Annotated in this window: 18 protein-coding genes; 17 read left to right on the top strand and 1 reads right to left on the bottom strand. The window is 51.4% G+C overall.

Annotation, left to right across the window (positions count from 1 at the left end):
- Positions 1-41 precede the first annotated feature (41 nt).
- From GS398_RS20965 to GS398_RS20885, 17 genes are all read left to right on the top strand, one after another.
- A complete protein-coding gene (locus tag GS398_RS20965; protein WP_160908798.1) occupies positions 42-806 on the top strand; it encodes an alpha/beta fold hydrolase in 765 nt (254 codons plus the stop codon).
- The gene (locus GS398_RS20960; RefSeq protein ID WP_160908797.1) at positions 807-1,469 is read left to right on the top strand and encodes a CBS domain-containing protein; all 663 of its coding nucleotides are present in this window, start codon (positions 807-809) and stop codon (positions 1,467-1,469) included.
- 8 nt (positions 1,470-1,477) lie between these two features.
- Positions 1,478-2,359 (top strand): NAD kinase, encoded by an 882-nt coding sequence (locus tag GS398_RS20955; RefSeq protein ID WP_160908796.1) that lies wholly within the window; start codon positions 1,478-1,480, stop codon positions 2,357-2,359.
- Between the two features lie 142 nt (positions 2,360-2,501).
- Entirely contained in the window at positions 2,502-3,302 is an 801-nt protein-coding gene (gene porG, locus GS398_RS20950) for a type IX secretion system protein PorG (protein WP_160908795.1), read from the top strand.
- A gap of 113 nt (positions 3,303-3,415) precedes the next feature.
- Positions 3,416-4,156 (top strand): undecaprenyl pyrophosphate synthase, encoded by a 741-nt coding sequence (gene uppS / locus GS398_RS20945; protein ID WP_160908794.1) that lies wholly within the window; start codon positions 3,416-3,418, stop codon positions 4,154-4,156.
- 62 nt (positions 4,157-4,218) lie between these two features.
- Positions 4,219-6,777: an outer membrane protein assembly factor BamA gene (gene bamA / locus GS398_RS20940; RefSeq protein WP_160908793.1), complete on the top strand. Its 2,559-nt coding sequence runs from the start codon at positions 4,219-4,221 to the stop codon at positions 6,775-6,777.
- A gap of 2 nt (positions 6,778-6,779) precedes the next feature.
- A complete protein-coding gene (locus GS398_RS20935; RefSeq protein WP_160908888.1) occupies positions 6,780-7,316 on the top strand; it encodes an OmpH/Skp family outer membrane protein in 537 nt (178 codons plus the stop codon).
- A gap of 34 nt (positions 7,317-7,350) precedes the next feature.
- On the top strand, positions 7,351-7,926 hold the full coding sequence (locus tag GS398_RS20930; RefSeq protein ID WP_160908792.1) for an OmpH/Skp family outer membrane protein: 576 nt from the start codon (positions 7,351-7,353) through the stop codon (positions 7,924-7,926).
- A 341-nt stretch (positions 7,927-8,267) separates the two neighbouring features.
- A complete protein-coding gene (gene nuoH, locus GS398_RS20925; RefSeq protein ID WP_160908791.1) occupies positions 8,268-9,338 on the top strand; it encodes an NADH-quinone oxidoreductase subunit NuoH in 1,071 nt (356 codons plus the stop codon).
- Between the two features lie 62 nt (positions 9,339-9,400).
- A complete protein-coding gene (locus tag GS398_RS20920) occupies positions 9,401-9,982 on the top strand; it encodes a NuoI/complex I 23 kDa subunit family protein (protein ID WP_160908790.1) in 582 nt (193 codons plus the stop codon).
- Complete coding sequence (locus tag GS398_RS20915; protein ID WP_160908789.1) at positions 9,979-10,527, top strand: NADH-quinone oxidoreductase subunit J family protein; 549 nt, start codon at positions 9,979-9,981, stop codon at positions 10,525-10,527. Before GS398_RS20920 ends, GS398_RS20915 begins: the two co-directional genes overlap by 4 nt.
- Positions 10,524-10,829 carry an NADH-quinone oxidoreductase subunit NuoK gene (nuoK, locus tag GS398_RS20910; protein WP_160908788.1) on the top strand — a complete coding sequence of 102 codons (306 nt, stop codon included), beginning with the start codon at positions 10,524-10,526 and terminating at the stop codon, positions 10,827-10,829. Before GS398_RS20915 ends, nuoK begins: the two co-directional genes overlap by 4 nt.
- Positions 10,830-10,866: 37 nt before the next feature.
- On the top strand, positions 10,867-12,858 hold the full coding sequence (gene nuoL, locus GS398_RS20905) for an NADH-quinone oxidoreductase subunit L (protein ID WP_160908787.1): 1,992 nt from the start codon (positions 10,867-10,869) through the stop codon (positions 12,856-12,858).
- Between the two features lie 6 nt (positions 12,859-12,864).
- Positions 12,865-14,460, top strand: a complete 1,596-nt coding sequence (locus GS398_RS20900; protein ID WP_160908786.1) for a complex I subunit 4 family protein — start codon at positions 12,865-12,867, stop codon at positions 14,458-14,460.
- A gap of 4 nt (positions 14,461-14,464) precedes the next feature.
- Positions 14,465-15,964, top strand: a complete 1,500-nt coding sequence (locus GS398_RS20895) for an NADH-quinone oxidoreductase subunit N (protein WP_160908785.1) — start codon at positions 14,465-14,467, stop codon at positions 15,962-15,964.
- Positions 15,965-16,003: 39 nt separating this feature from the next.
- Complete coding sequence (locus GS398_RS20890; protein WP_160908784.1) at positions 16,004-18,964, top strand: PAS domain S-box protein; 2,961 nt, start codon at positions 16,004-16,006, stop codon at positions 18,962-18,964.
- A gap of 78 nt (positions 18,965-19,042) precedes the next feature.
- On the top strand, positions 19,043-20,950 hold the full coding sequence (locus GS398_RS20885) for an amidophosphoribosyltransferase (RefSeq protein WP_160908783.1): 1,908 nt from the start codon (positions 19,043-19,045) through the stop codon (positions 20,948-20,950).
- Between the two features lie 61 nt (positions 20,951-21,011).
- Here the strand turns inward: GS398_RS20885 and GS398_RS20880 are convergent, their stop codons facing one another.
- Positions 21,012-21,644 (bottom strand): LysE family translocator, encoded by a 633-nt coding sequence (locus GS398_RS20880; protein ID WP_160908782.1) that lies wholly within the window; start codon positions 21,642-21,644, stop codon positions 21,012-21,014.
- Positions 21,645-21,659 lie beyond the last annotated feature (15 nt).

Here is a 21,659-nt window from a genome sequence, read left to right as displayed (position 1 = left end):
ATCCGGTATAAAAACTTAATTTTATTGCCTTATGCAAGCTCATGGAATATAAGTTAATAGAGGAGAACGGCTTTAAGTATATCGATGAGGGCGAAGGAGAAGTGCTCTTGCTTTTGCATGGCTTGATGGGTGCGTTAAGTAATTGGGACCGGGTGATCCAGGAGTTCAGCCCGCGTTACCGTGTAATCGTTCCCATTCTCCCGATCTATGAGCTCCCGTTACTTACCACGGGGGTAAAAAGCCTCGCAAAACATGTTCATAAATTCATTAAATACAAAAAATTAGAGCAGGTAACACTGCTTGGAAATTCACTGGGCGGGCACGTGGCCCTGGTCCATTGCGTGTCTAATCCGGAAGACATCAAGGCGATGATCTTGTCCGGAAGTTCCGGATTGTACGAAAATTCTTTCGGCGGATCATTTCCCAGGCGGGAAAGTTATGATTTTATCAAGGAGAAGGTAGAGATCACTTTTTATAACCCTGCAATCGCAACCAAGGAACTGGTAGACGAGGTATTCGCCACCGTGAACGACCGCAATCGCGTGATCCGGATCCTGGCAATGGCGAAATCGGCCATTCGTCACAATATGGCAAAGGAATTGCATAAGATTACGATACCGGTTTGCCTCATCTGGGGAAAGAACGACAGCATCACCCCGCCGGATGTGGCCACGGAGTTCCACGAATTACTGCCCAATTCGGAACTGAACTGGATAGATGAATGCGGGCATGCCGCCATGATGGAGCAGCCGGAATTGTTTAACCGGTTCGTTGATAAATTTTTAAAACGGGTACTCTTAAAATAAATGGTCGCACGCGAGCTCATATCTGATTCCATACCGCCCCTGAGGACCTCCGATACGGTAAAAAAGGCCCTCGACCGCATGGCCGAGTTTCGTGTGAACCACCTGCCTGTCGTAAATGACGAACAGTTCCTGGGGCTGGTAAGCGAAGATGACCTGATCGGGGTTACCGACTACGGCGAGCCCATCGGCAGCCTGAACCTTTCCCTGTACAACGCTTTTGTTGAAGAAGAACAACATATTTACGATGTGATCCGGCAGGTTTACCTGCTGAAGCTGAGTATGGTGCCGGTGTTGGACCCCTCGAAAAACTATCTCGGCGTGATCTCCATGAACTCGCTGGTAGAATACATGGCTACGCTTACCTCGGTAAAAGAGCCTGGCGGCATTATCGTGCTCGAGATCAGCAACCGCAGTAATTCGCTGGCGCATATGGCGCAGATCGTAGAGTCGAACAATGCGCAGGTCCTGAGCTCGTATATCCGCACGTTCCCGGATTCAACCCGGCTGGAGGTGACCTTAAAGATCAGCAGGACGGACCTGTCTTCAGTAGTCGCGTCCTTCCTCCGGTATGATTACACGATTATTGCCACGTATAACGACATTAAAGGCTACGATGCAACACTCGACAGGTATGATCAGCTGATGAACTACCTAAGCTTATAAATCCACGCATGAAGATTGCAGTTTACGGCAGGGAATTCAACCAATCGGTGCTTCCTTATGTACAGGATGTTTTCGACGCCCTGGCGGAATTTGACGTGGAGGTGATCGTGGCCGAAGCGTTTAACCGGTTCATCTCCGGAAACATCACCTTCCGGAAACCGATCCGGTTTTTTAATGGCTGCGAAGACCTGCGCAGCAACGCCGATATCCTGTTAAGCCTTGGTGGCGACGGGACCATGCTCGACGCGGTAACGCTGATCCGCGACTCGGGAATCCCCGTGATCGGGATCAACTTCGGGCGGCTGGGTTTCCTGGCGAGCATCAATAAAGATGATGTGCGCCGCGCGATCGGAAACCTGGTGAACCAGGAGTTTACGCTCGATCCGCGCGCACTGCTCACGGTAGAGGCAGACCGCGACCTGTTTGATGGCCAGAATTTCGCGCTGAACGACGTAACGATCCACCGCCGCGACAACTCCGCGATGATGATCATTCACGCCTATCTGAACGATGAGTTCCTGAACTCGTACTGGGCCGACGGGCTTATCGTAGCTACGCCGACCGGTTCTACCGCATATTCACTGAGCTGCGGCGGGCCGATCGTGTTCCCCCAGTCGGGAAATTTCGTGGTGACGCCCGTTTCGCCGCATAACCTGAATGTGCGCCCGGTGATCCTGTCAGACTCCAATGTGCTCAGGTTCGAGATCGAAGGACGCAGCTCCAAGTACCTCCTGTCATGCGATTCGCGCACAGAAACCATCAGCAATTCTATCCAGCTAAAGGTATGTAAAGCCGGTTTTCAAATTAATCTGGTGAGGCTGAATAATGAAAGCTACTTATCTACGTTAAGGAAAAAGTTGCTGTGGGGGATCGATACGCGTAATTACTAGTACCTGCCAGGTTATCGGGTGATACGTTCGGCGTTTGACGTTGTACGTTCATATCCCTCTTTCACCGGTGCAGCCAGGCGTTTGAACGTATAACGCCCAAGCCCTTACACACGCCTGAATTGTACTCCAAAAAGAAACAGATTTGAAAAGACTTCACTTCTTCCTCCTCCTGCTTATTTTAACCCCAGGCCGATCCTACTCACAAACCTGGGAGGTCGGTGGCTTTATGGGCGGTTCCGGCTATGCCGGGGATTTGAACCCGGTAAAGTTACACCGGGCAACAGACCTCGCCTTTGGCGGACAGATCAAGCGGAACTTTAACCCGGTATGGGCGTTGAAGCTGAACATCATGCACGGCACGGTCAGGGCGAATGATGCCGCTTCCGACGATCCGCAGAACCGCCAGCGTAACCTGAGCTTTTTTTCGCCGGTTACCGAGTTCGGCCTGCAGCTGGAATTTAACTTCTTTAAGTACGTGCCCTCGCTCAGTTCCAAACTGTACACCCCTTACCTGTTTACCGGCGTGGGACAGGTGACCTTTAACCCGAAAACAAAATACGACGGCAACACCTACCAGTTAAGCCTTTACGGGACGGAAGGGCAGAACGTAAACGACACTTACCGCAAGGCTGCTGTATCCGTGCCTTACGGGGCCGGTGTTAAATATAACGTAGCAGGTAAATGGAGCCTGATCGGCGAGATAGGCTACCGTACGGCTTTCACCGATTACCTCGATGACGTAAGCGGGCGGTACCCGGATAAATCCCTGCTGATCAATGCCACCGCCGTGGCCCTTTCTGATCGCTCAGGAGAGCAAACCGGCGTGTATACCGGCGTTTACGGCACGCAGCGCGGCGATTTTCGTAAACGCGATACCTATATGTTTATGGGGATTAGTCTTACGTATACGATCATTCCCAATAAATGCCCGGTGGTTGATTGATTGGCTGCCGAAAGCTGGCGGCAAACTGCGATCATTATTCCCTACTAATATTCAGGTTAAATCTTACCTTTGCCGGTTGAAATCAAAGTCTCCCGCTTTGGTGCCGAAGAACGATGAGTTTACTTGAACAAATAGATAAAGCGAGATTGCCAAAACACGTGGCGGTGATCATGGACGGAAATGGCCGCTGGGCGAAGGAAAAAGGCAAATTTCGCATTTTTGGGCATCAGAACGGCGTAAAAGCGGTGCGCGATACCGTGGAAGGGGCCGTGGAGATCGGTATCCCTTACCTGACGCTATATGCCTTTTCTACCGAGAACTGGAACCGCCCGAAACTGGAAGTGACGGCCTTAATGGAGCTCCTGGTGTCGACCATCAATAAGGAGACCCGCACACTAATGGAGAACGATGTGCGTTTAAATGCTATCGGCGACCTTAAATCACTGCCACCCAAATGTTACCGGGAGCTGGAAGAAGCGATCGCTAAAACAAGCAACAATAAAACATGTACGCTTACCCTCGCCCTGAGCTACAGCTCGAGGTGGGAAATTACGCAGGCGGCAACCAAATTGGCCAGGCAGGTGAAGGAAGGAACGATACAACCCGAAGATATCAACGAGCAGCTCTTTGCTTCGCAGCTTACCACGGCGGATATGCCCGATCCCGAGCTCATGATCCGCACCAGCGGCGAACACCGGGTCAGTAACTACCTCCTGTGGCAGCTCGCTTATGCCGAGCTGTATTTTACCTCAAAACTCTGGCCCGACTTCCGGCGTACCGACCTGCAGGAAGCCATTATCGATTTCCAAAAACGCGAACGCCGCTTTGGCCTGACCAGCGAGCAGGTTCAATGAATTTTAATGTTTAACACTTTTTAACAACTGTATAAGTTAATTTAGCACGATAAATAAACTCGATGAATAGATTTTTTATAACATTATTCCTGCTCATTTCCAGCCTGTTCAGCATGGCGCAGATGCGGCCGCAGTCCGGTGGAATGCGCCCGAGGCAGACGCAGGGTGATGATCCAACTTACCTTAATCCCAAAGAATATATCATTGGCGCAGTAAACTTCGTAGGTATACAGTTCCTCGATAAAAATATCCTTCTCCAGATCACTAAACTGAACGTGGGCGACCGGGTAATGGTGCCCGGCGAGGCTACTTCCAACGCGATTAAAAATCTTTGGGCCCAGGGATTATTCGACGACGTGCAGCTGGCGATCGGGGCGATCCGCGCAGACTCTATTTTCTTTGATGTGATCGTTACCGAAAGACCAAGGCTCACCAGGATCAATGTGCTTGGCTTAAGCAAAGGAAAAACAAACGAGGTGCGTGATAAGCTGAACGATAAAGTCGGGAAGATCGTTAACGAGAACTTATTAAATACGGTACAGAATATTATCGTCAAGCATTTCAATGATAAAGGTTATTTAAACACTACTGTAGATATTAAACAGGTAAAAGATACCACCCAGGCCAACAATATTATCCTGGATGTAACGGTCGACCGGAAGAACCGGGTCAAGGTGCAGAACCTTACCTTCGAAGGGAATAAAGAGGTGAAAACTGCGGCGCTGCGCAAATACATGAAGAAGACCAAGCAGCGTGCGTTTTACAAGATCTTCGGCTCCGGCAAATTTAACCGCGAGAAATACGAGGAAGATAAAGAGCGCCTGATCGCAAAAATGCAGGACAAAGGCTATCGCGATGCAGAGATCCTTAATGATACGGTAAAGCGCCACGACGACAAAACGGTAGATATCCATATTAAGCTTCATGAAGGTCCCAAGTATTACTTTGGCGACATTAAGTGGGCTGGTAACGCAAAGTACGCCGACAGTGTCCTTCAACGGATCCTCGGAATTAAAAAGGGTGAAGTTTTCAGCGAAGAGAAACTCGAAAAGAAACTAAGAAGCAGCCCCAGCGGTCAGGATGTATCGTCGCTCTACCTGAATGACGGCTACCTGACCTTCAGCGTCGACCCGGTACAGACCCGCATCATAGGAGATACCATCGACCTCGAGATCAGGATGTACGAAGGACCGAAATACACCATTAACCGCGTGGTGGTAAAAGGCAACGAGATCACCAACGACAAGGTGATCATGCGTGAGATCCGTACCAAACCGGGACAATATTTTAATAAGGAACTGGTTGTACGTACGCAGCGCGAGATCGTTTCGCTGGGTAATTTCGATGAGCAAAAAATGGACATCAAGCCGATGCCGAATAACGACGGGACGGTAGATATCCAGTATACCGTAGCTGAAAAGCCTTCCGACCAGATCGAGCTTTCCGGCGGTTTCGGCGGCGGCCGTATTATCGGTACCCTGGGGCTTACGTTTAACAACTTCTCTGCCAGGAACCTGTTTAACCTCAAGGAATGGAAACCGCTTCCTAAAGGCGACGGGCAGAAACTGAGCATTCGCGGTCAAACGAACGGTAAATCATACCAGTCATACAGTTTCTCTTTTTCCGAGCCATGGCTCGGCGGAAAGAAACCGGTTTACTTCGGCATCAGCGCGTTCACCTCGTTAAGCTCTAACAGCGATTACGCCGATTACTACGGTTATACCGATGATCAGCTGTACCGCATCCGCCTGAACGGGATCACGTTTAGCCTGGGCCAGCGTTTGAAATGGCCAGACGACCTGTTCCAGTTAACATACGCGGTTAACCTGCAGCAGTATAAATTGAAAAATTACCCGGGCTTCCTGTTCTCTAACGGAACATCTTACAATTTTAACCTTTCGCAGGAGATCAGCAGGAATTCGGTGGATGCGCCGATCTACCCCACCTCGGGATCGAACATCAAATTTACCATACAGGCTACGCCTCCTTACTCGTTGCTGAACAACACCAACTACGCAACAGCTTCCGATAAGGAGAAATATCGCTTTACCGAATACCATAAATGGAAATTCGAGTCGCAATGGTTCGTAGGTATCGCCGGTCCGCCATCGCGTAAGCTGGTGCTGAAGGCGCAGGCACAGTTCGGTTTCCTGGGGATCTATAACAAGGCGGTCGGCCAGTCGGCATTCGAGCGCTTTAAACTGGGCGGCGACGGTATGCAGGGATTCGACTTCCTGCAGGGATCTGAGGTGATCGCCATGCGCGGTTACAGCAACAACTCGGTGATCCCCGTAGGCTCCAACGTGGGTATCGCGCAGGCCTCTGGCAGCCCGATCTTTAACAAGTACATGCTGGAGCTTCGCTACCCGATCACGGTAAGCCAATCGGCAACCATGTTCGTGCTGGCATTTGCCGAAGGCGGCAATACCTGGAACAAGTTCAAAGATTTTACGCCATTCAACGTACGTCGTACCGCGGGTGTGGGAGCAAGGGTTTTTCTTCCTATATTTGGCCTATTGGGTATCGACTATGGCATTCCCTTCGACAAGATCCGTGGGGTGCAGGATAACGGCCAGCAGCGTCTTACCTTCAGTATCGCTCAACAAATGGGAGGATTTTAATGATGAAGAAATTTCTTTTAACCATCGCATTTATCTTTGGGATCATGGCAGGGTCGTTTGCACAGCGCTTTGCATATGTTGATACCGAATACATTCTGAAACACATCCCGGAATACAATTCCGCGAAAAAGCAGATGGATGCGCTGTCTGCACAATGGCAAAAAGACGTAGATGCCCGTTTTGCCGAGATCGAGAAGCTTTACAAGGCTTACCAGGCGGACCAGGTATTGCTTTCGGACGAGATGCGCAAGCGCCGCGAGAACGAGATCATCGACAAAGAAAAAGCTGCCAAGGATTTTCAAAGCATGAAATTCGGTTACCAGGGCGACCTGTATAAAGAAAATAATAAGCTGATCAAACCGATCCAGGATAAAGTAGCCGTAGCCGTACGGGCGGTAGCCGAAAACCGGCAGCTGGATATGGTGATCGATAAAAATAGTGAGGTTACCCTGTTATATATCAGTCCGCGCCTGGACGTAAGCAATGATGTGATCACCAGGCTCGGGTATAAACCGGGTACCTTCATAGAAAGTAAGTAAGCAAAACAATACAAATAAACAATTCAAACAGTACATGAAAAATTTAATCAAAGTAGGAGTAGTGGCGGCAGGGTTATTCTTAGGAATAAATAAGGGGAATGCTCAGCAAAAATTTGCACACATTAATTCGGCGGAGCTTCTCGCGGCGATGCCCGAAATAAAAACCGCGGATGCAAATTACCAGACATTTTACAAGCAGAAACAAACTCAGCTTGAAACGATGGACGGCGAAAGGGTGAAAAAAGTAACCACCTACCAGGAAAAAGCAAAAACAAGGAGCCAGGCTAACGCAGAATCGATCGACAAAGAGCTTGCTACATTGGCTAACGAGATCCAGGACCTGGAAAAAAGGATACAGGACGCTTCGACCAAAGCCGATGAAGAGCTGAAGAAAAAACGCGAAGAACTTTATCAGCCGGTTTATGATAAGGCACAGGACGCGATCAAAGCGGTAGCGAAAGAAAAAGGGTTCGCTTATGTTTTCGATACCCAGCAGCAGTCGCTGCTTTATTTTGACGGCGGCGAGGACATTATCGCATCTGTTAAAACGAAACTTGGCATTGCAGCAACTCCTTCAACTGCTACGGTGCCTTCTGCAAAGAAACCGTAATCGCAGCGTTAACGATTTTTACGGCGGCCCCATCTACGGGCCGCCTTTTTTATTAACTGACGGTCTTTTGGTGAGGAGCCTGCTGAAGCGTCCTTCTTCGGCAAGCTCAGGATGACACCAGCGGCTTCGTGGTATAAACACGTCGCTGTCGGGAACCTGCCGAAGCGTCCTCCTTCGGCAAGCTCAGGATGACACCAGCGGCTTCGTGGTATAAACACGTCGCTGTCGGGAGCTGCCGAAGCCCCTCGCAATAAATTTGATCACAATTGGAAATCATCATAACAGATAGATTAATTTTAATCATTTTCGTGCTGATTGATTAAGTTTGCGCACTTGGAACATTGAACTTCTACCTGACATATCTGCTGGTTGCCACGCTGCTTTTTGCTTTTACTGCTATTTTCGCATTGGTAGCACTATATGCAGAACGCAAAGTTTCTGCATTTATCCAGGACCGGCTCGGACCCATGGAAACAGGGAAATTCGGGTTGCTGCAGCCTTTTGCCGATATTTTGAAGATGCTTCATAAGGAGTTTATCATTCCATCCGCGGCGGATAAGGTGCTTTTTACATTGGCGCCCATTATTATCTATGTGGCCGTTTATATGGGTTTTGCTACGCTGCCATGGGCGCCGGGAGTAGTTCCCGTCTCCCTGAACCTGGGCGTGTTTTACATATTTGCGATCCTTTCTGTGGAGACTGTAGGCATATTAATGGCCGGATGGGGCTCCAACAATAAATATGCATTACTCGGTTCGATGCGCTCGGTGGCGCAGATCGTGTCGTACGAGATCCCGGCCGGCGTGTCGGTGATCGCCGCGGTAATGATCTCCCAAAGCCTTGACCTGCAGGAAGTATCGGCAGAACAAGGCATATTGGCCGCGCATCCCATTAAGTTCCTGGGCATCTGGACGGTAAATCATACCGGTGGGATCCTGGCATGGAACATCTTCCAGGCGCCGCACCTTATCGTGGCATTCGTGATCTATTTTATCGCCTCGCTAGCCGAGTGTAACCGTGCACCTTTCGATATCCCGGAAGCGGAATCGGAGCTGGTCGCCGGTTTTCACGTCGAGTACTCGGGGATCCGCTTTGCGTTCTTCTTCCTGGCTGAATATTCGATGATGTTCCTGGTGAGCATGATCGCCGCATTACTTTTTCTCGGCGGATGGAACACACCCCTGCCAAATATCGGCCCGGCCCGGCTTGCCGACTGGACGACCGGAACGGCCTGGGGGATTTGCTGGATCGTAATGAAAGCCATCATATTGGTAGGGACCCAGATATGGATCCGCTGGACACTTCCGCGGTTACGCGTAGATCAATTAATGAACCTGTGCTGGAAAATATTAACGCCCGTGGCTTTTGCCTGTATGCTGATCTCGGGGATCTGGAGGCTGGCCGTGATGTGAAGCGCGATAGGAGCTAACGGCCATCAGCCAACAGCTCTGCGCGCGATGTAGTTGAATAAAAAATGGTAGGAAAGATATTCGCTGGTTTTCGTACTTCCTGGAAAGGGCTCTCCCTTACCCTCAGGCATTTATTTGCCGCTGGCGAGAGCCGGAAGGTAGTAGGCATTAAGAGCGCCAATTACTTCGATCAAAAGAACGGGATCGCCACCATACAATACCCGCACCAGAAATTGCCGGTGCCCGAGGTGGGCAGGTACCAGCTGGATGTAGAAATGGACGATTGCATTGTTTGCGACCTCTGCGCCAAAATATGCCCGGTTGACTGTATCGAGATCGAAAGCATCAAAGCAACAGAAGCGATCGGCCAGACTTCCGACGGAACAACCAAACGGCTGTACGCCGCTAAGTTCGATATCGACATGGCTAAATGTATGTATTGCGGGTTGTGCACGGTAGTTTGTCCAACGGAATGCATCGTAATGACCGACCAGTACGATAAAACCGTAACCAATATGAACGACCTCATTTACCAGTTTTCGGACATGACGGCAGAAGAAGCCCACGAAAAACGGGAAGCGCTGGAGAAGCAGCAGGCAGAACGCCAGGCCGCGAAGGCTGCGGCGCTAAAAAAAGGACAGGCATGAACCCGGGAGAGCTGATCTGTTACATACTGGCCGGTGTTGTGGTTATTTCTGCCCTGGTGGTGGTGCTGACCGCTAACCTGGTAAGATCTGTGTTCCTGTTCTTTGTAACGCTGTTTGCATTGGCCGGGTTGTACGTTTTTTCGCTCGCCGATTTCGTGGCGGTAACCCAGGTGATCGTTTACGTTGGCGGTGTGCTGGTGCTGATGTTGTTTGCGTTTATGCTTTCGAATAAAGAGCTGTTAAACAGCCTGCGCCAACCTGCGGCTGCTAAATTATCTATGCTTACCAATATTCCCGCGGGGATCGTAGCGGCAGGCGTATTCACGGTATTAGCAATAAGTACTAAGGGCCTGCAACTGGCCGCACCGTCTGGTATGTCGTTGTTCCCGGCTGGTATGCTCAACGCCGGCGACAATACCATCCACCTGCTGGGCGTCCGGCTGATGACCAATTACCTGCTTCCATTCGAGCTGGCATCCGTTTTCCTGTTAATGGCACTTATTGGCGCTGCTCATCTTGCAAGGAAAGGAAAGGAAAGCACATGATACCATTGGAACATTACCTGTTGATCAGCGCAGCGCTGTTCTGCATCGGGTTGTATGCCGTGTTTACCCGGCGAAACGCCATCCAGGTGCTTATCGGTATCGAGTTTATGATCAACGCAGCGGTGATTAATTTCGTCGCTTTCAGCAAATACGATAAAGCAAAGCTTGGCGGACAGGTTTTTGCGCTTTTTGCCATCGTACTTGCAGCAGCAGGCGTGGCCGTGGCGCTGGCGATCATATTGAACGTGTATAAATATTATAAAACGATCGATCCTGGAAAGATCGACGAATTAAGAGATTAGGGTGGGACTCGCAACGCTAAACCTGGATGGTACAGTTATGCTTGCGTGCGGGGCGGCGGTTATCCCGTTGCTCGGCGCGATAGCGACCTACACTTTCTCTAAACGTAACAGGGGAAGCGGCATTGCTATCGCCGGCAGCGTACTGACCTTTGTCCTCTCCGCGCTTGTTTTTTATACCACCTGGGACCACACGGCAATTCACCGGCAAATAAGTTGGTTCACTATCGGCGACCTCACTTTTACCGCAGGGGTGTTGCTCAATAACCTGTCGGTGCTTATGTTATTCCTTATATCGGGAATTTCCCTGCTGGTACACATTTACTCTGCGGCATATATGAAGCTCGATCCCCGCTTACCGGTGTATTGGACCTGCCTGGGCTTGTTTTGCTTTTCGATGATGGCGCTGGTTGTGGCCGATAGTCTCCTGCTCATTTACCTGTTCTGGGAGTTGGTGGGCTTTTCATCATACCTGCTTATCGGTTTCTGGAACACCCGTCAGGCGGCCGTGCTTGCCAATAAAAAAGCGTTCATCATCAACCGGATCGGCGACATCGGTTTCCTGGCCGGTATTATGGTCCTGTTCAGCCAGTACCATACGCTCGACCTGGTAACTCTTTTTAGTGATCATGGCCTGGTGGCTTCATCGCCGCGTATCGGCGGGGTATGGGTAGGCGCTACGGGACAGCTTTCGCAAGCGTGGCTTACCATTGCCGGTGCCGTGTTCTTTTTCGGTGCCATGGCCAAATCGGCTCAATTCCCGTTGCACACCTGGCTTCCGGATGCCATGGAGGGACCAACGCCGGTTTCGTCACTGATCCACGCAGCCACGATGGTAGCTGCCGGCGTTTTCCTGCTGGTGCGGGTGTTCCCGTTGTTTGATCAAACGGTGCTGCTGCTGATCGCGTCGATCGGCACGTTTACGGCGTTTATGGCCGCCACTATCGCGTTGGCGCAGCACGATATTAAAAAGATACTGGCCTGGTCGACCATTTCGCAGCTTGGCTATATGATAGCCGCCATAGGAATGGGATCGCCCGAAAGTGCTATGTTCCACCTGGCGACGCATGCGTTCTTTAAGTGCCTGTTGTTTTTATCGGCCGGTGCGGTGATCCATGAGCTGCAGCACCATTACGCTAAAAGCGGCGATACCACCGATCCGCAGGATATTCGCAACATGGGAGGGCTCCGGAAAAAGATGCCGGTTACGTTTATCGTCATGACAATCGCGGCGCTGGCCCTGGCAGGTTTTCCCGGTACATCCGGTTTCCTCTCAAAAGATGCGGTGCTCGTGAGTGCTTTCGGATGGGGCGCGGCGGAGCAAAATGTGTTTTCGGTGATCCCTTACCTGCTGTTCGTTACCAGTTTGCTTACGGCATTTTATGTGGCGCGGCTCATCTTTAAGGTGTTTTTTGGACCTGCCGGGCAGGAGGAACTTCACGAGGCGCCCGCGCCGATGCGCTGGCCGATGATCGTCCTCGCCCTATGTTGCCTTTTTCCGCTGTTTTCGGTCAACCCGGTTTCGTTTGAAAGCGCGTGGATCATGGCAGGCTTTTACTTAAACGCTGTGGAAGCAGGGGCCTATCATACCTATGTACCGGTGCTGGTAAGCCTTGGCGGGACCGCGGCGGTTTTTTTCGCGTGGTTTTGCTATGGAAGAAACCGCAGCGGGAATATCTTTACCGATAAAGGGATGCTCTACCGGTTTGCCCTGAATGGTTGGTACTTCGATAAATTATACCTGGCGGTTTTTGTAAAGCCCGTCGTGCTGTTGTCGCGTATCCTGTTCGGTTTCGATAAAAAAGTGGTGGATGGCCTGGTAAATGCCGTCGGCAGCCTGGGTTTGTCGCTGTCGGCTGTGTCGCGCTGGACAGACCGCTACCTCGTTGACGCCGCCGTGAACGGGCTGGGAAGTATCTCGAAAACGATCGGCAACTTTACCCGGAACTTTCAAAACGGTAGGGTACAGTATTACCTGCTGGCCACGGTAGCCGGTGTGCTCTTATTTTTTATGTTTACGTATTTTTTGTAAGATGATATGAATCTGCTTTCCGTACTGGTCTTTTCACCGCTTGTTGCCGGATTGATCGTGCTGGTGCTCCCGGCATCCCTGCAATCCAGGTATAAGTACGTGGCATTGGCGGCGACCATTTTACAGGTGCTGCTCAGTGTGCTGGTATGGGTGCGGTTTAACCCCTCGCTGGGCGGGGTGAACAACGAGCACACGCTCCAGTTTGCAGAGAAACTCTCCTGGATACAGCTAAATGTTGGCGGCGACAGCCGTTTGCAGATCGACTATTTCCTTGCGATCGACGGCCTCTCGATGCCCTTCCTCTTGCTTACGTCGCTGGTGATGTTTGTCGCCGTGCTCTCTTCCTGGGAGATAACAACCAATCTTAAAGGTTATTTTGCGCTTTTCATGCTGCTGGATACGGCTGTGATGGGCGTGTTCACCGCGATGGATTTCTTTCTCTTCTACCTGTTTTACGAGCTGATGCTGCTCCCGATCTATTTCCTTATCGGGATGTGGGGCGGTGTAAAACGGGAATATGCAGCCATCAAGTTTTTCCTGTATACCCTGTTTGGATCGGTGTTTATGCTGCTTATCATGGTGGGTTTGTACTTTTCGGTGCAAGACCCGCTTACCGGCGATCATACCTTTAACATGGTGCATATGATGAACCCGGCAAACTATGTGGATGGGTCGCTATTCGCTAAGTTTTCCGGTCAGTTGCTGCTCGGGATCCCGGCGCGGTCGCTGGCATTTATCGTTCTTTTTGTTGCATTTGCCATTAAGGTGCCTATCGTTCCGTTACACACATGGCTGCCCGATGCGCACGTTGAAGCGCCTACACCCGTTTCCATCGTACTTGCCGGTATCCTGCTTAAAGTGGGCGGCTACGGCGTCATCAGGATCTGCTACAGTATTTTTCCCGAAGCCGCGCTGGGATATGCGTGGTGGATCGGGCTGATCGGGGTAGTGTCTATCATTTACGGGGCTTTAAATGCGCTGGCGCAGCGCGACCTGAAACGTTTGGTGGCTTATTCCTCCGTTTCCCACATGGGTTTTGTGCTGCTCGGCATCGCTTCGGTAACCGCGGAGGGGATCAGCGGCGCAATGATGCAAATGATCAGCCATGGATTCTTGTCCGTGATGTTGTTCTTCCTCGTCGGCGTGATCTATACCCGGGTACACGACCGCGAGATCGCCAATTTCCGGGGACTCTCGCAACTGATGCCGCAGTATACGTTCTTCATCATGGTGGCATTCTTCGCGTCACTGGGCCTGCCGGGATTCTCGGCGTTCATCGCGGAGGCGTTCAGCCTCACCGGTGCGTTTAAGTCAGCAGGCGTAAACGGGCTTATCCCGCGCTGGATGGCACTGGGTGGTTCCGTAGGGATCCTGTTAAGCGCGGCCTACCTGTTATGGACATTACAGCGAATGTTTTTCGGGCAGCTGCGACTATCGGGCGGCGAGCCCTGGCGTTTGTTGCTCACAGATGTAACGATCCGCGAAAAGATCGCCCTTGTTCCGCTCGCGGCGATGGCGTTGTTACTGGGAATCCTGCCCGGTGTGGTATTCACACAGATCAACACTTCTGTGCTCGACCTGGTCAAACTGGTAAACCCTTAACCGCATGGATCAGCAATTCCCGGATATAACAGGAACGTTCAGTGCGGTTACCGGCGGCATCCGCTACCTCATGCCAGAGATCGCACTTGTAGCTGCCTTCTTGCTTGGCGTTATTATCGACCTATTTTTCTCCCGCCGGTTCCGCCATGCGGTGCTTATTTGCGCTGCCGCCGGGCTGGGCGCCGCAGCCTGGTTAACGCTTGCTGCGGGCGACGACCTTCCTGCCGATCCGCTTTTTTACGGGATGATCTTCTCTTCGGTGTTCAGCAACGTGTTTAAACTGGTGTTTTATGGCGTTGCATTGCTGTTCCTGGTGCTCTGCTTTTTTAACCGGCAGCTGCAGCAGCATGCAAAAGGTACCGGCGACCTGTATAATATTCTACTCGTAGTGGTGCTGGGGATGAGCTTTATGTCAATGTCCATTAACCTCCTGATGGTATACCTGTCGGTAGAAATGGTGTCTGTAGGCTCCTACCTCATGGTGGGCTACATCTCCGGGAATAGCAGGCAGGCAGAAGCCTCCATAAAATATGCCCTGTTCGGCGGCGCATGTTCGGCCATCATGCTCTACGGAATTTCATTGATCTACGCTTTTACCGGCACGCTCGACCTGGGAGAAATAATGGTGCGCGGTCTCGAAAATGTCCCGTCGTTAAGCTCCGCAACCGCCATTACACTGGTATTGGCAGGGATCGGCTTTAAGTTATCTTTTGTGCCCGTCCATTTCTGGAGCCCCGATGTGTACGAAGGAGCCCCAACGCCGGTTACCGCTTTCCTGTCAACCGGCCCTAAGATTGCCGGTTTCGCCCTCTTGCTTATCTTCCTGATGACCTTTTTCGTAGCCGCCGAAGGACATCGCTTTTTCGACTTTAAGAACACCATTTCAGTCATTGCCATTATGACCATGGTCGTGGGGAATTTCTCTGCGGTCTGGCAGGATAATATCAAGCGGATGCTGGCCTATTCGTCCATCGGCCATACCGGCTTCATCCTGATGGGATTTGTATCGCTGGACCACGGCGGTTTTCGCGCCATGTTCTTTTATGTGATCGTGTATGCGTTAATGAATATGGCGGCTTTTATGCTGGCCGATTACGTAGAGCAGCGCGCAAATGCCGTTACGGCAACGGGTTACGCCGGGCTGGGCAAGAGGTTCCCGCTGGCGTTCACTATCTTCGTGGTAGTGCTTATTTCCCTCACCGGTATTCCCCCAACAGGCGGGTTTATTGGTAAGTTGCTGATATTTAGCTCCGTGTGGGGGCAGTACAGGGCCACGCATGCACTCTTGCCCCTGGCTATGCTCATTACGGGCGCAGTTACTACCGTGATCTCGCTTTTCTATTACCTGAAGATCCCGCTAAATGCCTGGTTGAGGAGCGGCGATACCGCGGTGACGATCACTACGAAAAACGGCCTGTTGGTGTATACCGCTTTCGCCATCATGCTTATTTTACTCGCAGTTGGCATTTTTCCCCAGCTCATCACTGCATACCTCCCGGGATAACTGTTGCGAAAAGCTTAAAAAGTGTATTTTTAAGAGCCGATGAAACCTAAGCAGCAGGATTTCCATTTTCGTCCCCTCATTCTCGAGGCTCCCATGCCCGCCGCGTTGTATACGGGACAGGAGATGACCATCGCCCTCGCAAACGAGGCCATGCTTAATTTATGGGGAAAAACCGGGGAAGTGATCGGGAAAAAACTAAGCGAAGTACTTCCTGGCCCCGACGGGCAACCGTTCCCGGAGCGCCTGCAGCGGGTATATGCCAGTGGCGAAACGTATTTCGTAGAAGAGGAGCGTGTAGACCTGCCGGTAAACGGCGTGATCCAACCTTGTTATTTCAATTTTTCTTATAAGCCCGTGAGGGACCCTGCCGGTAACGTCTACGGTATTCTCAATATCGCGGTGGACGTTACCTCGAGTGTGCGGGCAAAAGAGCTGCTGATCAAGGCCGAGGAGCGGATCCATTTTGCGTTGCTGGCGGCCGAGCTTGGTACCTGGGACATGGACCCGGTGAACGGCCAAGTGACCTGGGATGACCGCTGCAGGCAGCTTTACGGTTTTCCGCCGGACCGGCAGGTCACTTATGCGGAGATACGAACCTGTATCCACCCCGACGATCTTTCTTTAGTAACACAGGCGGTGGATAGCGCGCTTAATCCCGCTTCCGACGGCAATTATGACATTAAATTTCGTACCGGCGTGCCGGGATCAAAAGAACACCGCTGGATCCATAATAAAGGCAAGGCCTATTTCAGGGATGGAAAAGCTTATCGCTTTTCGGGTACCACCCGCGATATCAGCGAGGAAGTATACAAGGACCAGGAAAAGAAGAAACTGCTTGCCCTGGTAGAAAATAGCGCAGAGCTGATGTCTATCCTCGAGCTCGATGGGCGCAATTCGTACCTCAATAAGGCCGGAATGGACCTGCTGGGCTTCAAAGACCCTGCCGAAGTGATCCAAACGCCCGTTACCGCACTTCATGCCCCCGAACATTTCGGGCAGGTAGAGAATGAAGTGGTACCCACAACGCTCAATACCGGCCGATGGTCGGGAAAAATGCTGTTAAAGCACCTGCAAACCGGGGAGGTCTTCCCGGTATATAACAGCACTGTTCGTATAGACGACCCGGTTACCGGCGAAGCAGTGGCCGTAGGGGCTATCATGCGCGACCTGCGCCCCGAGATGGCCGCTGTTGCGGAACAGCAGAAACTGATCTCCCTGATAGAGAACAGCCCTGACTACATGGCGGTTACCAACTATGATGGCAAGCTGATCTACCTGAACAAGGCCGGCAGGGAACTGGTAGGCATCGGGCATGACGAAGATACCTCCCGGATTAAGGCCCGCGATTTTTATGATCCGCGCAACCTCGAGTGGATGAGCGGCGTGGTAATGCCTGAGCTGCTAAACGAGGGGAAATGGAGCGGCACCATTCATGTGCGGCATTTTAAAACGGGCGAGATCATTCCCTGTCACGCCGATTTTGTGATCATCCATGATAAGCTCACCGGCGAGCCCATCGGCCGCGGCGCCACCATACGTGATCTGCGCCCGGAGCTCTCTTCCCGCGAGGAACAACGAAAACTGCTCTTCCTCGTAGATAATAGTTCTGACTTCATAAGCCTCTCTGACCTGGATGGCAGCGTTACTTATGTAAACAAAGCCGGTCAGCGGATGCTCGGCGCGACGGATCCAAGAGAGATCATGCGCATAAATACCGAGTACGTAATGCCCGATGAGCTGGAGAAAGTGCAGGTATCTATAAACAGGGAGCTGACCGAAAAAGGCCGGTGGACAGGCGAGATCGCGTACCGGCACTTTGTTACCGGCGAGTCGATCCCGGTACACGCCACTACCATGTTCGTGTACGATCCAGGAACGGGGAAACCGCAGGGCCGCGCCACCATTGCCCGCGATCTTCGCAAAGAAAATGCGGCAAAGAACGAACTTCGGGAGAGTGCCGAGAAACTCACCAGCATACTCGAAGGTCTTCCGCAGATCGCCTATACCACTACGCCGGAGGGAAGGGTAGACTATTTCTCGCAAAAATGGTACGACTTCACCGGGTTGCCGCGTATGGGTGTGGGCACACTGAATACAGGCCTTTTTATCGCGGCAGCCGACCGCGAAATGGCCGACAAGGTATGGATGGACGATGTAGCGGCACGCAGGCCGCATCGCATGGAGCTGCGGTTAAAACGGCACGACGGCGTGTTCAGGTGGCATTTATCTGCTGCGCTGCCAGTCTATAATGTACAGGGTGAGATCGTTTCGTGGGCCGGAACACTTACCGATATCCACGAGCAGAAGGAGACGCAGCGGCAAAAGGACGACTTCCTGGGCATTGCCAGTCACGAACTGAAAACACCCGTTACCAGCATCAAGGCATATACCCAGGTGCTCGAACAGATGTTGCGCAGGAGCGGCGATTCCCGCAAAGCGGATATGGTGCTAAAAATGGACCAGCAGCTGAATCGCCTTACCAACCTGATCTCCGACCTGCTGGACGTAACCAAGATCCACACCGGCAAGCTGCAGTTTAACAATGATGCCTTCGATTTTAACGAAATGGTGAGCGAAATCATGGAAGATATGCAGCGTACCACCACCAGGCATGTCGTTATAGGCCGCCTTGCGGGTACGGTGATGCTGTATGGTGATAAGTTCCGCCTGGGCCAGGTAGTTACCAACCTGGTGAGCAATGCCATTAAATATGCGCCTGCCGGCGGCGAGATCATTGTAAGCAGTCGTGTTTCCGATGGCGGGATCACCCTCAGCGTAAAGGATTTTGGCATCGGGATCTCCGGAGATAAGAAAGAGCGCGTATTTGAGCAGTTCTATCGCGTAAGCGGCGACAAACAACAAACGTTTCCCGGGCTTGGACTCGGTCTCTACATTTCCCGCGAGATCATTGCCCGGGCAGGAGGCCGCATCTGGGTGGAGTCGGAACAGGGAGAAGGATCGACGTTCAGCTTTTCGCTCCCGTTGACGGTTGTTAGCTAATTTAATTGTCACGTTTTCAACATACTCGCTTTTTGCTAATTTAATCCTTAGCTTTGCATACTCATTACCCATCAGTCTATGAGTGATCAAATTAAACACGAGTGCGGCATCGCCCTCATCCGTTTGTTAAAACCCCTCTCTTACTATCAGCAGAAATATGGAACGGCCTTATACGGCCTGAACAAGCTGTACCTGCTTATGGAAAAACAACACAACCGGGGGCAGGACGGAGCAGGGATAGCCACCATAAAACTGGATGTAAAGCCGGGAAACCGCTATATAAGCCGTCACCGGGCGATGGGTGCCAAAGCCGTTTCGGAGATCTTCGAGTATGTGCAGAAGAAATTTGCAGATGTACAGGCGGTTAGTCCTGAGCTGATGGCAGATACCGAATGGCTCAAAGAGAACATAAGCTTTACGGGTGAAGTGCTCATGGGTCACCTGCGTTACGGTACCCATGGAAAGAACAGCATCGAGAACTGCCATCCTTTCCTGCGCCAGAATAACTGGATGGCGCGTAACCTCGTTATCGCGGGGAATTTTAACATGACCAACGTAGATGAACTGCTCGAACAGCTCTACGAGCTTGGTCAGCATCCAAAGGAGAAATCAGACACGGTAACCGTCCTGGAAAAGATCGGGCACTTTTTAGATGCCGAAAACCAGGAACTGTTCGACCAGTTTAAAAAAGAAGGGTACTCGAATGCGGAGATCACCCATAAGATAGCCGATAACATGGATGTGCGCGAGATCCTTCGCCGGTCGGCAAAAACCTGGGATGGTGGTTATACCATCAGCGGGATTTTCGGGCATGGCGATGCGTTCGTAATGCGCGACCCGGTAGGGATCCGCCCGGCGTTTTATTACGTGGATGACGAAATTGTGGTGGTAACCTCTGAGCGGCCGGCTATCCAGACGGCTTTTAATATTCCTTTTGAGCTGATCCAGGAAATAAAGCCGGGTCATGCGCTCATCGTGAAAAAGAATGGCCACGTTTCCGAACAGGAATTTCACAAACCTTCGCCAAAACAGCTTTCGTGCTCGTTTGAGCGGATCTATTTTTCGCGCGGAAGCGATGCCGCCATTTATCGCGAGCGTAAACAGCTGGGCAGGCTGCTGTGCCCGCAGATCCTGGAAGCGGTGAAGCACGATTTCAAAAACACGGTGTTTTCTTATATTCCCAATACTGCCGAAACCGCGTTCTACGGGATGGTGGAAGGACTCCACAAGCATATAAAGGATCTCCAGAAAAAAACGCTTCTGAACAGGGATGAAAAGGTGTCAGACCAGGAGCTTGAGGAAATGCTGAACATGGCGCCGCGTGTGGAGAAGATCGCCATTAAAGATGCCAAGCTGCGGACGTTCATTACACAGGATGCCGACCGCTCGGATATGGTGGCCCATGTATACGATACCACTTACGGCCTCATCAAACGCAAAGAAGATACCCTGGTGGTACTGGATGACTCCATCGTTCGCGGAACTACCCTGAAACAAAGTATTTTACGCATTCTCGACCGCCTGGGCCCGAAAAAGATCGTAGTGGTTTCTTCCGCTCCGCAGATCCGTTACCCGGACTGTTACGGGATCGACATGTCGCGCATGGGCGATTTTGTCGCCTTCGAGGCGGCCGTTTCGCTGCTCCGCGAACGCGACATGGAAGGCGTGATCTTCCAGACCTACGAAAGCTGTAAAGCTGCACAGCGGCTGGCAAAAGGACAGGCGCATAACTATGTTCAGAATATTTACGCACCGTTTACCGACCAGGAGATCTCTGATAAGATCGCAAAGATCATTACCCCCAAAGATATCAATGCCAAAGTAGAGGTGATCTTCCAGACCCTCGATAACCTGCATGTGGCCTGCCCCGATCACCTCGGCGACTGGTACTTCTCGGGCAACTACCCGACCCCCGGAGGTAATAAAGTAGTGAACAAGGCATTCATGAACTGGATGGAAGGGAAGAACCAGCGGGCGTATGTGTAATAGGGATCGGTTTCGGTAGGGCGCTAACGGAACTGACCATTCACAACTGATCATTGGCAACTTACAATAGCGAGTGCGTAAATACCAGGTTATACACCAGTTTCAGCGCAAAAACCAGCATTAACATTCCGGCGATCCTGTTCAGGATGGTAAGGGTGCGTTCCTTTATCCGGTAACGCAGTTTGCTTGCGTAATAAGCTTTTATCGCATCCATGCTAAACTGGGTGACCAGGATCGAGGCATATACGGGCAGCATATCCTCCGGCCTGATCCTCCCGGAAACAGCCGAAACGATGCCGCCCGTAACAGTTACCCAATACAGGAGAATGCCGGGATTGAAGATGCACATCAGGAACCCCTTGACGAAGTAGCCCGTGTAATGGCGTTTGGTGATGATTGTATCGTAGGAGATCCTGATCTTTTTCAGGAGGTAATAAATACCGATAGCTATAAGCACCGTCGCCCCGGTAAGCCCGATGGGGAGCCGAAAACGGCTTTCGAGCCTGAGGAACGAGGTGCCGTAAATACTGATGCTGACATAGATCAGGTCGCACATCACCACACCTGCCGCCAGGCAGAGACCTGCATAGAATCCCCGTTCGATACTCGTTTTAATCAATGCAAAAAAAACCGGGCCCGTTGCAAAGGAAAGTACGATGCCAAGTCCGACACCGGTTATGATTGATTCGATCATGATTGTTTAGCGACC

The organism is Hufsiella ginkgonis, from assembly GCF_009834915.1.
GTDB lineage: Bacteria > Bacteroidota > Bacteroidia > Sphingobacteriales > Sphingobacteriaceae > Hufsiella > Hufsiella ginkgonis.
The sequence above is the reverse complement of the archived record's forward strand: the minus strand, read 5'-3'. Positions and strand labels throughout refer to the sequence as shown.

Coding starts and splice junctions, on each gene's coding strand:
- nuoK (WP_160908788.1), top strand. CDS start 10,524: ATGATACCATTGGAACATTACCTGTTGATCAGCGCAGCGCTGTTCTGC.
- nuoL (WP_160908787.1), top strand. CDS start 10,867: ATGCTTGCGTGCGGGGCGGCGGTTATCCCGTTGCTCGGCGCGATAGCG.
- GS398_RS20955 (WP_160908796.1), top strand. CDS start 1,478: ATGAAGATTGCAGTTTACGGCAGGGAATTCAACCAATCGGTGCTTCCT.
- bamA (WP_160908793.1), top strand. CDS start 4,219: ATGAATAGATTTTTTATAACATTATTCCTGCTCATTTCCAGCCTGTTC.
- GS398_RS20960 (WP_160908797.1), top strand. CDS start 807: ATGGTCGCACGCGAGCTCATATCTGATTCCATACCGCCCCTGAGGACC.
- uppS (WP_160908794.1), top strand. CDS start 3,416: ATGAGTTTACTTGAACAAATAGATAAAGCGAGATTGCCAAAACACGTG.
- GS398_RS20885 (WP_160908783.1), top strand. CDS start 19,043: ATGAGTGATCAAATTAAACACGAGTGCGGCATCGCCCTCATCCGTTTG.
- GS398_RS20890 (WP_160908784.1), top strand. CDS start 16,004: ATGAAACCTAAGCAGCAGGATTTCCATTTTCGTCCCCTCATTCTCGAG.
- GS398_RS20900 (WP_160908786.1), top strand. CDS start 12,865: ATGAATCTGCTTTCCGTACTGGTCTTTTCACCGCTTGTTGCCGGATTG.
- GS398_RS20915 (WP_160908789.1), top strand. CDS start 9,979: ATGAACCCGGGAGAGCTGATCTGTTACATACTGGCCGGTGTTGTGGTT.
- GS398_RS20895 (WP_160908785.1), top strand. CDS start 14,465: ATGGATCAGCAATTCCCGGATATAACAGGAACGTTCAGTGCGGTTACC.
- GS398_RS20935 (WP_160908888.1), top strand. CDS start 6,780: ATGAAGAAATTTCTTTTAACCATCGCATTTATCTTTGGGATCATGGCA.
- GS398_RS20930 (WP_160908792.1), top strand. CDS start 7,351: ATGAAAAATTTAATCAAAGTAGGAGTAGTGGCGGCAGGGTTATTCTTA.
- GS398_RS20920 (WP_160908790.1), top strand. CDS start 9,401: ATGGTAGGAAAGATATTCGCTGGTTTTCGTACTTCCTGGAAAGGGCTC.
- GS398_RS20965 (WP_160908798.1), top strand. CDS start 42: ATGGAATATAAGTTAATAGAGGAGAACGGCTTTAAGTATATCGATGAG.
- GS398_RS20880 (WP_160908782.1), bottom strand. CDS start 21,644: ATGATCGAATCAATCATAACCGGTGTCGGACTTGGCATCGTACTTTCC.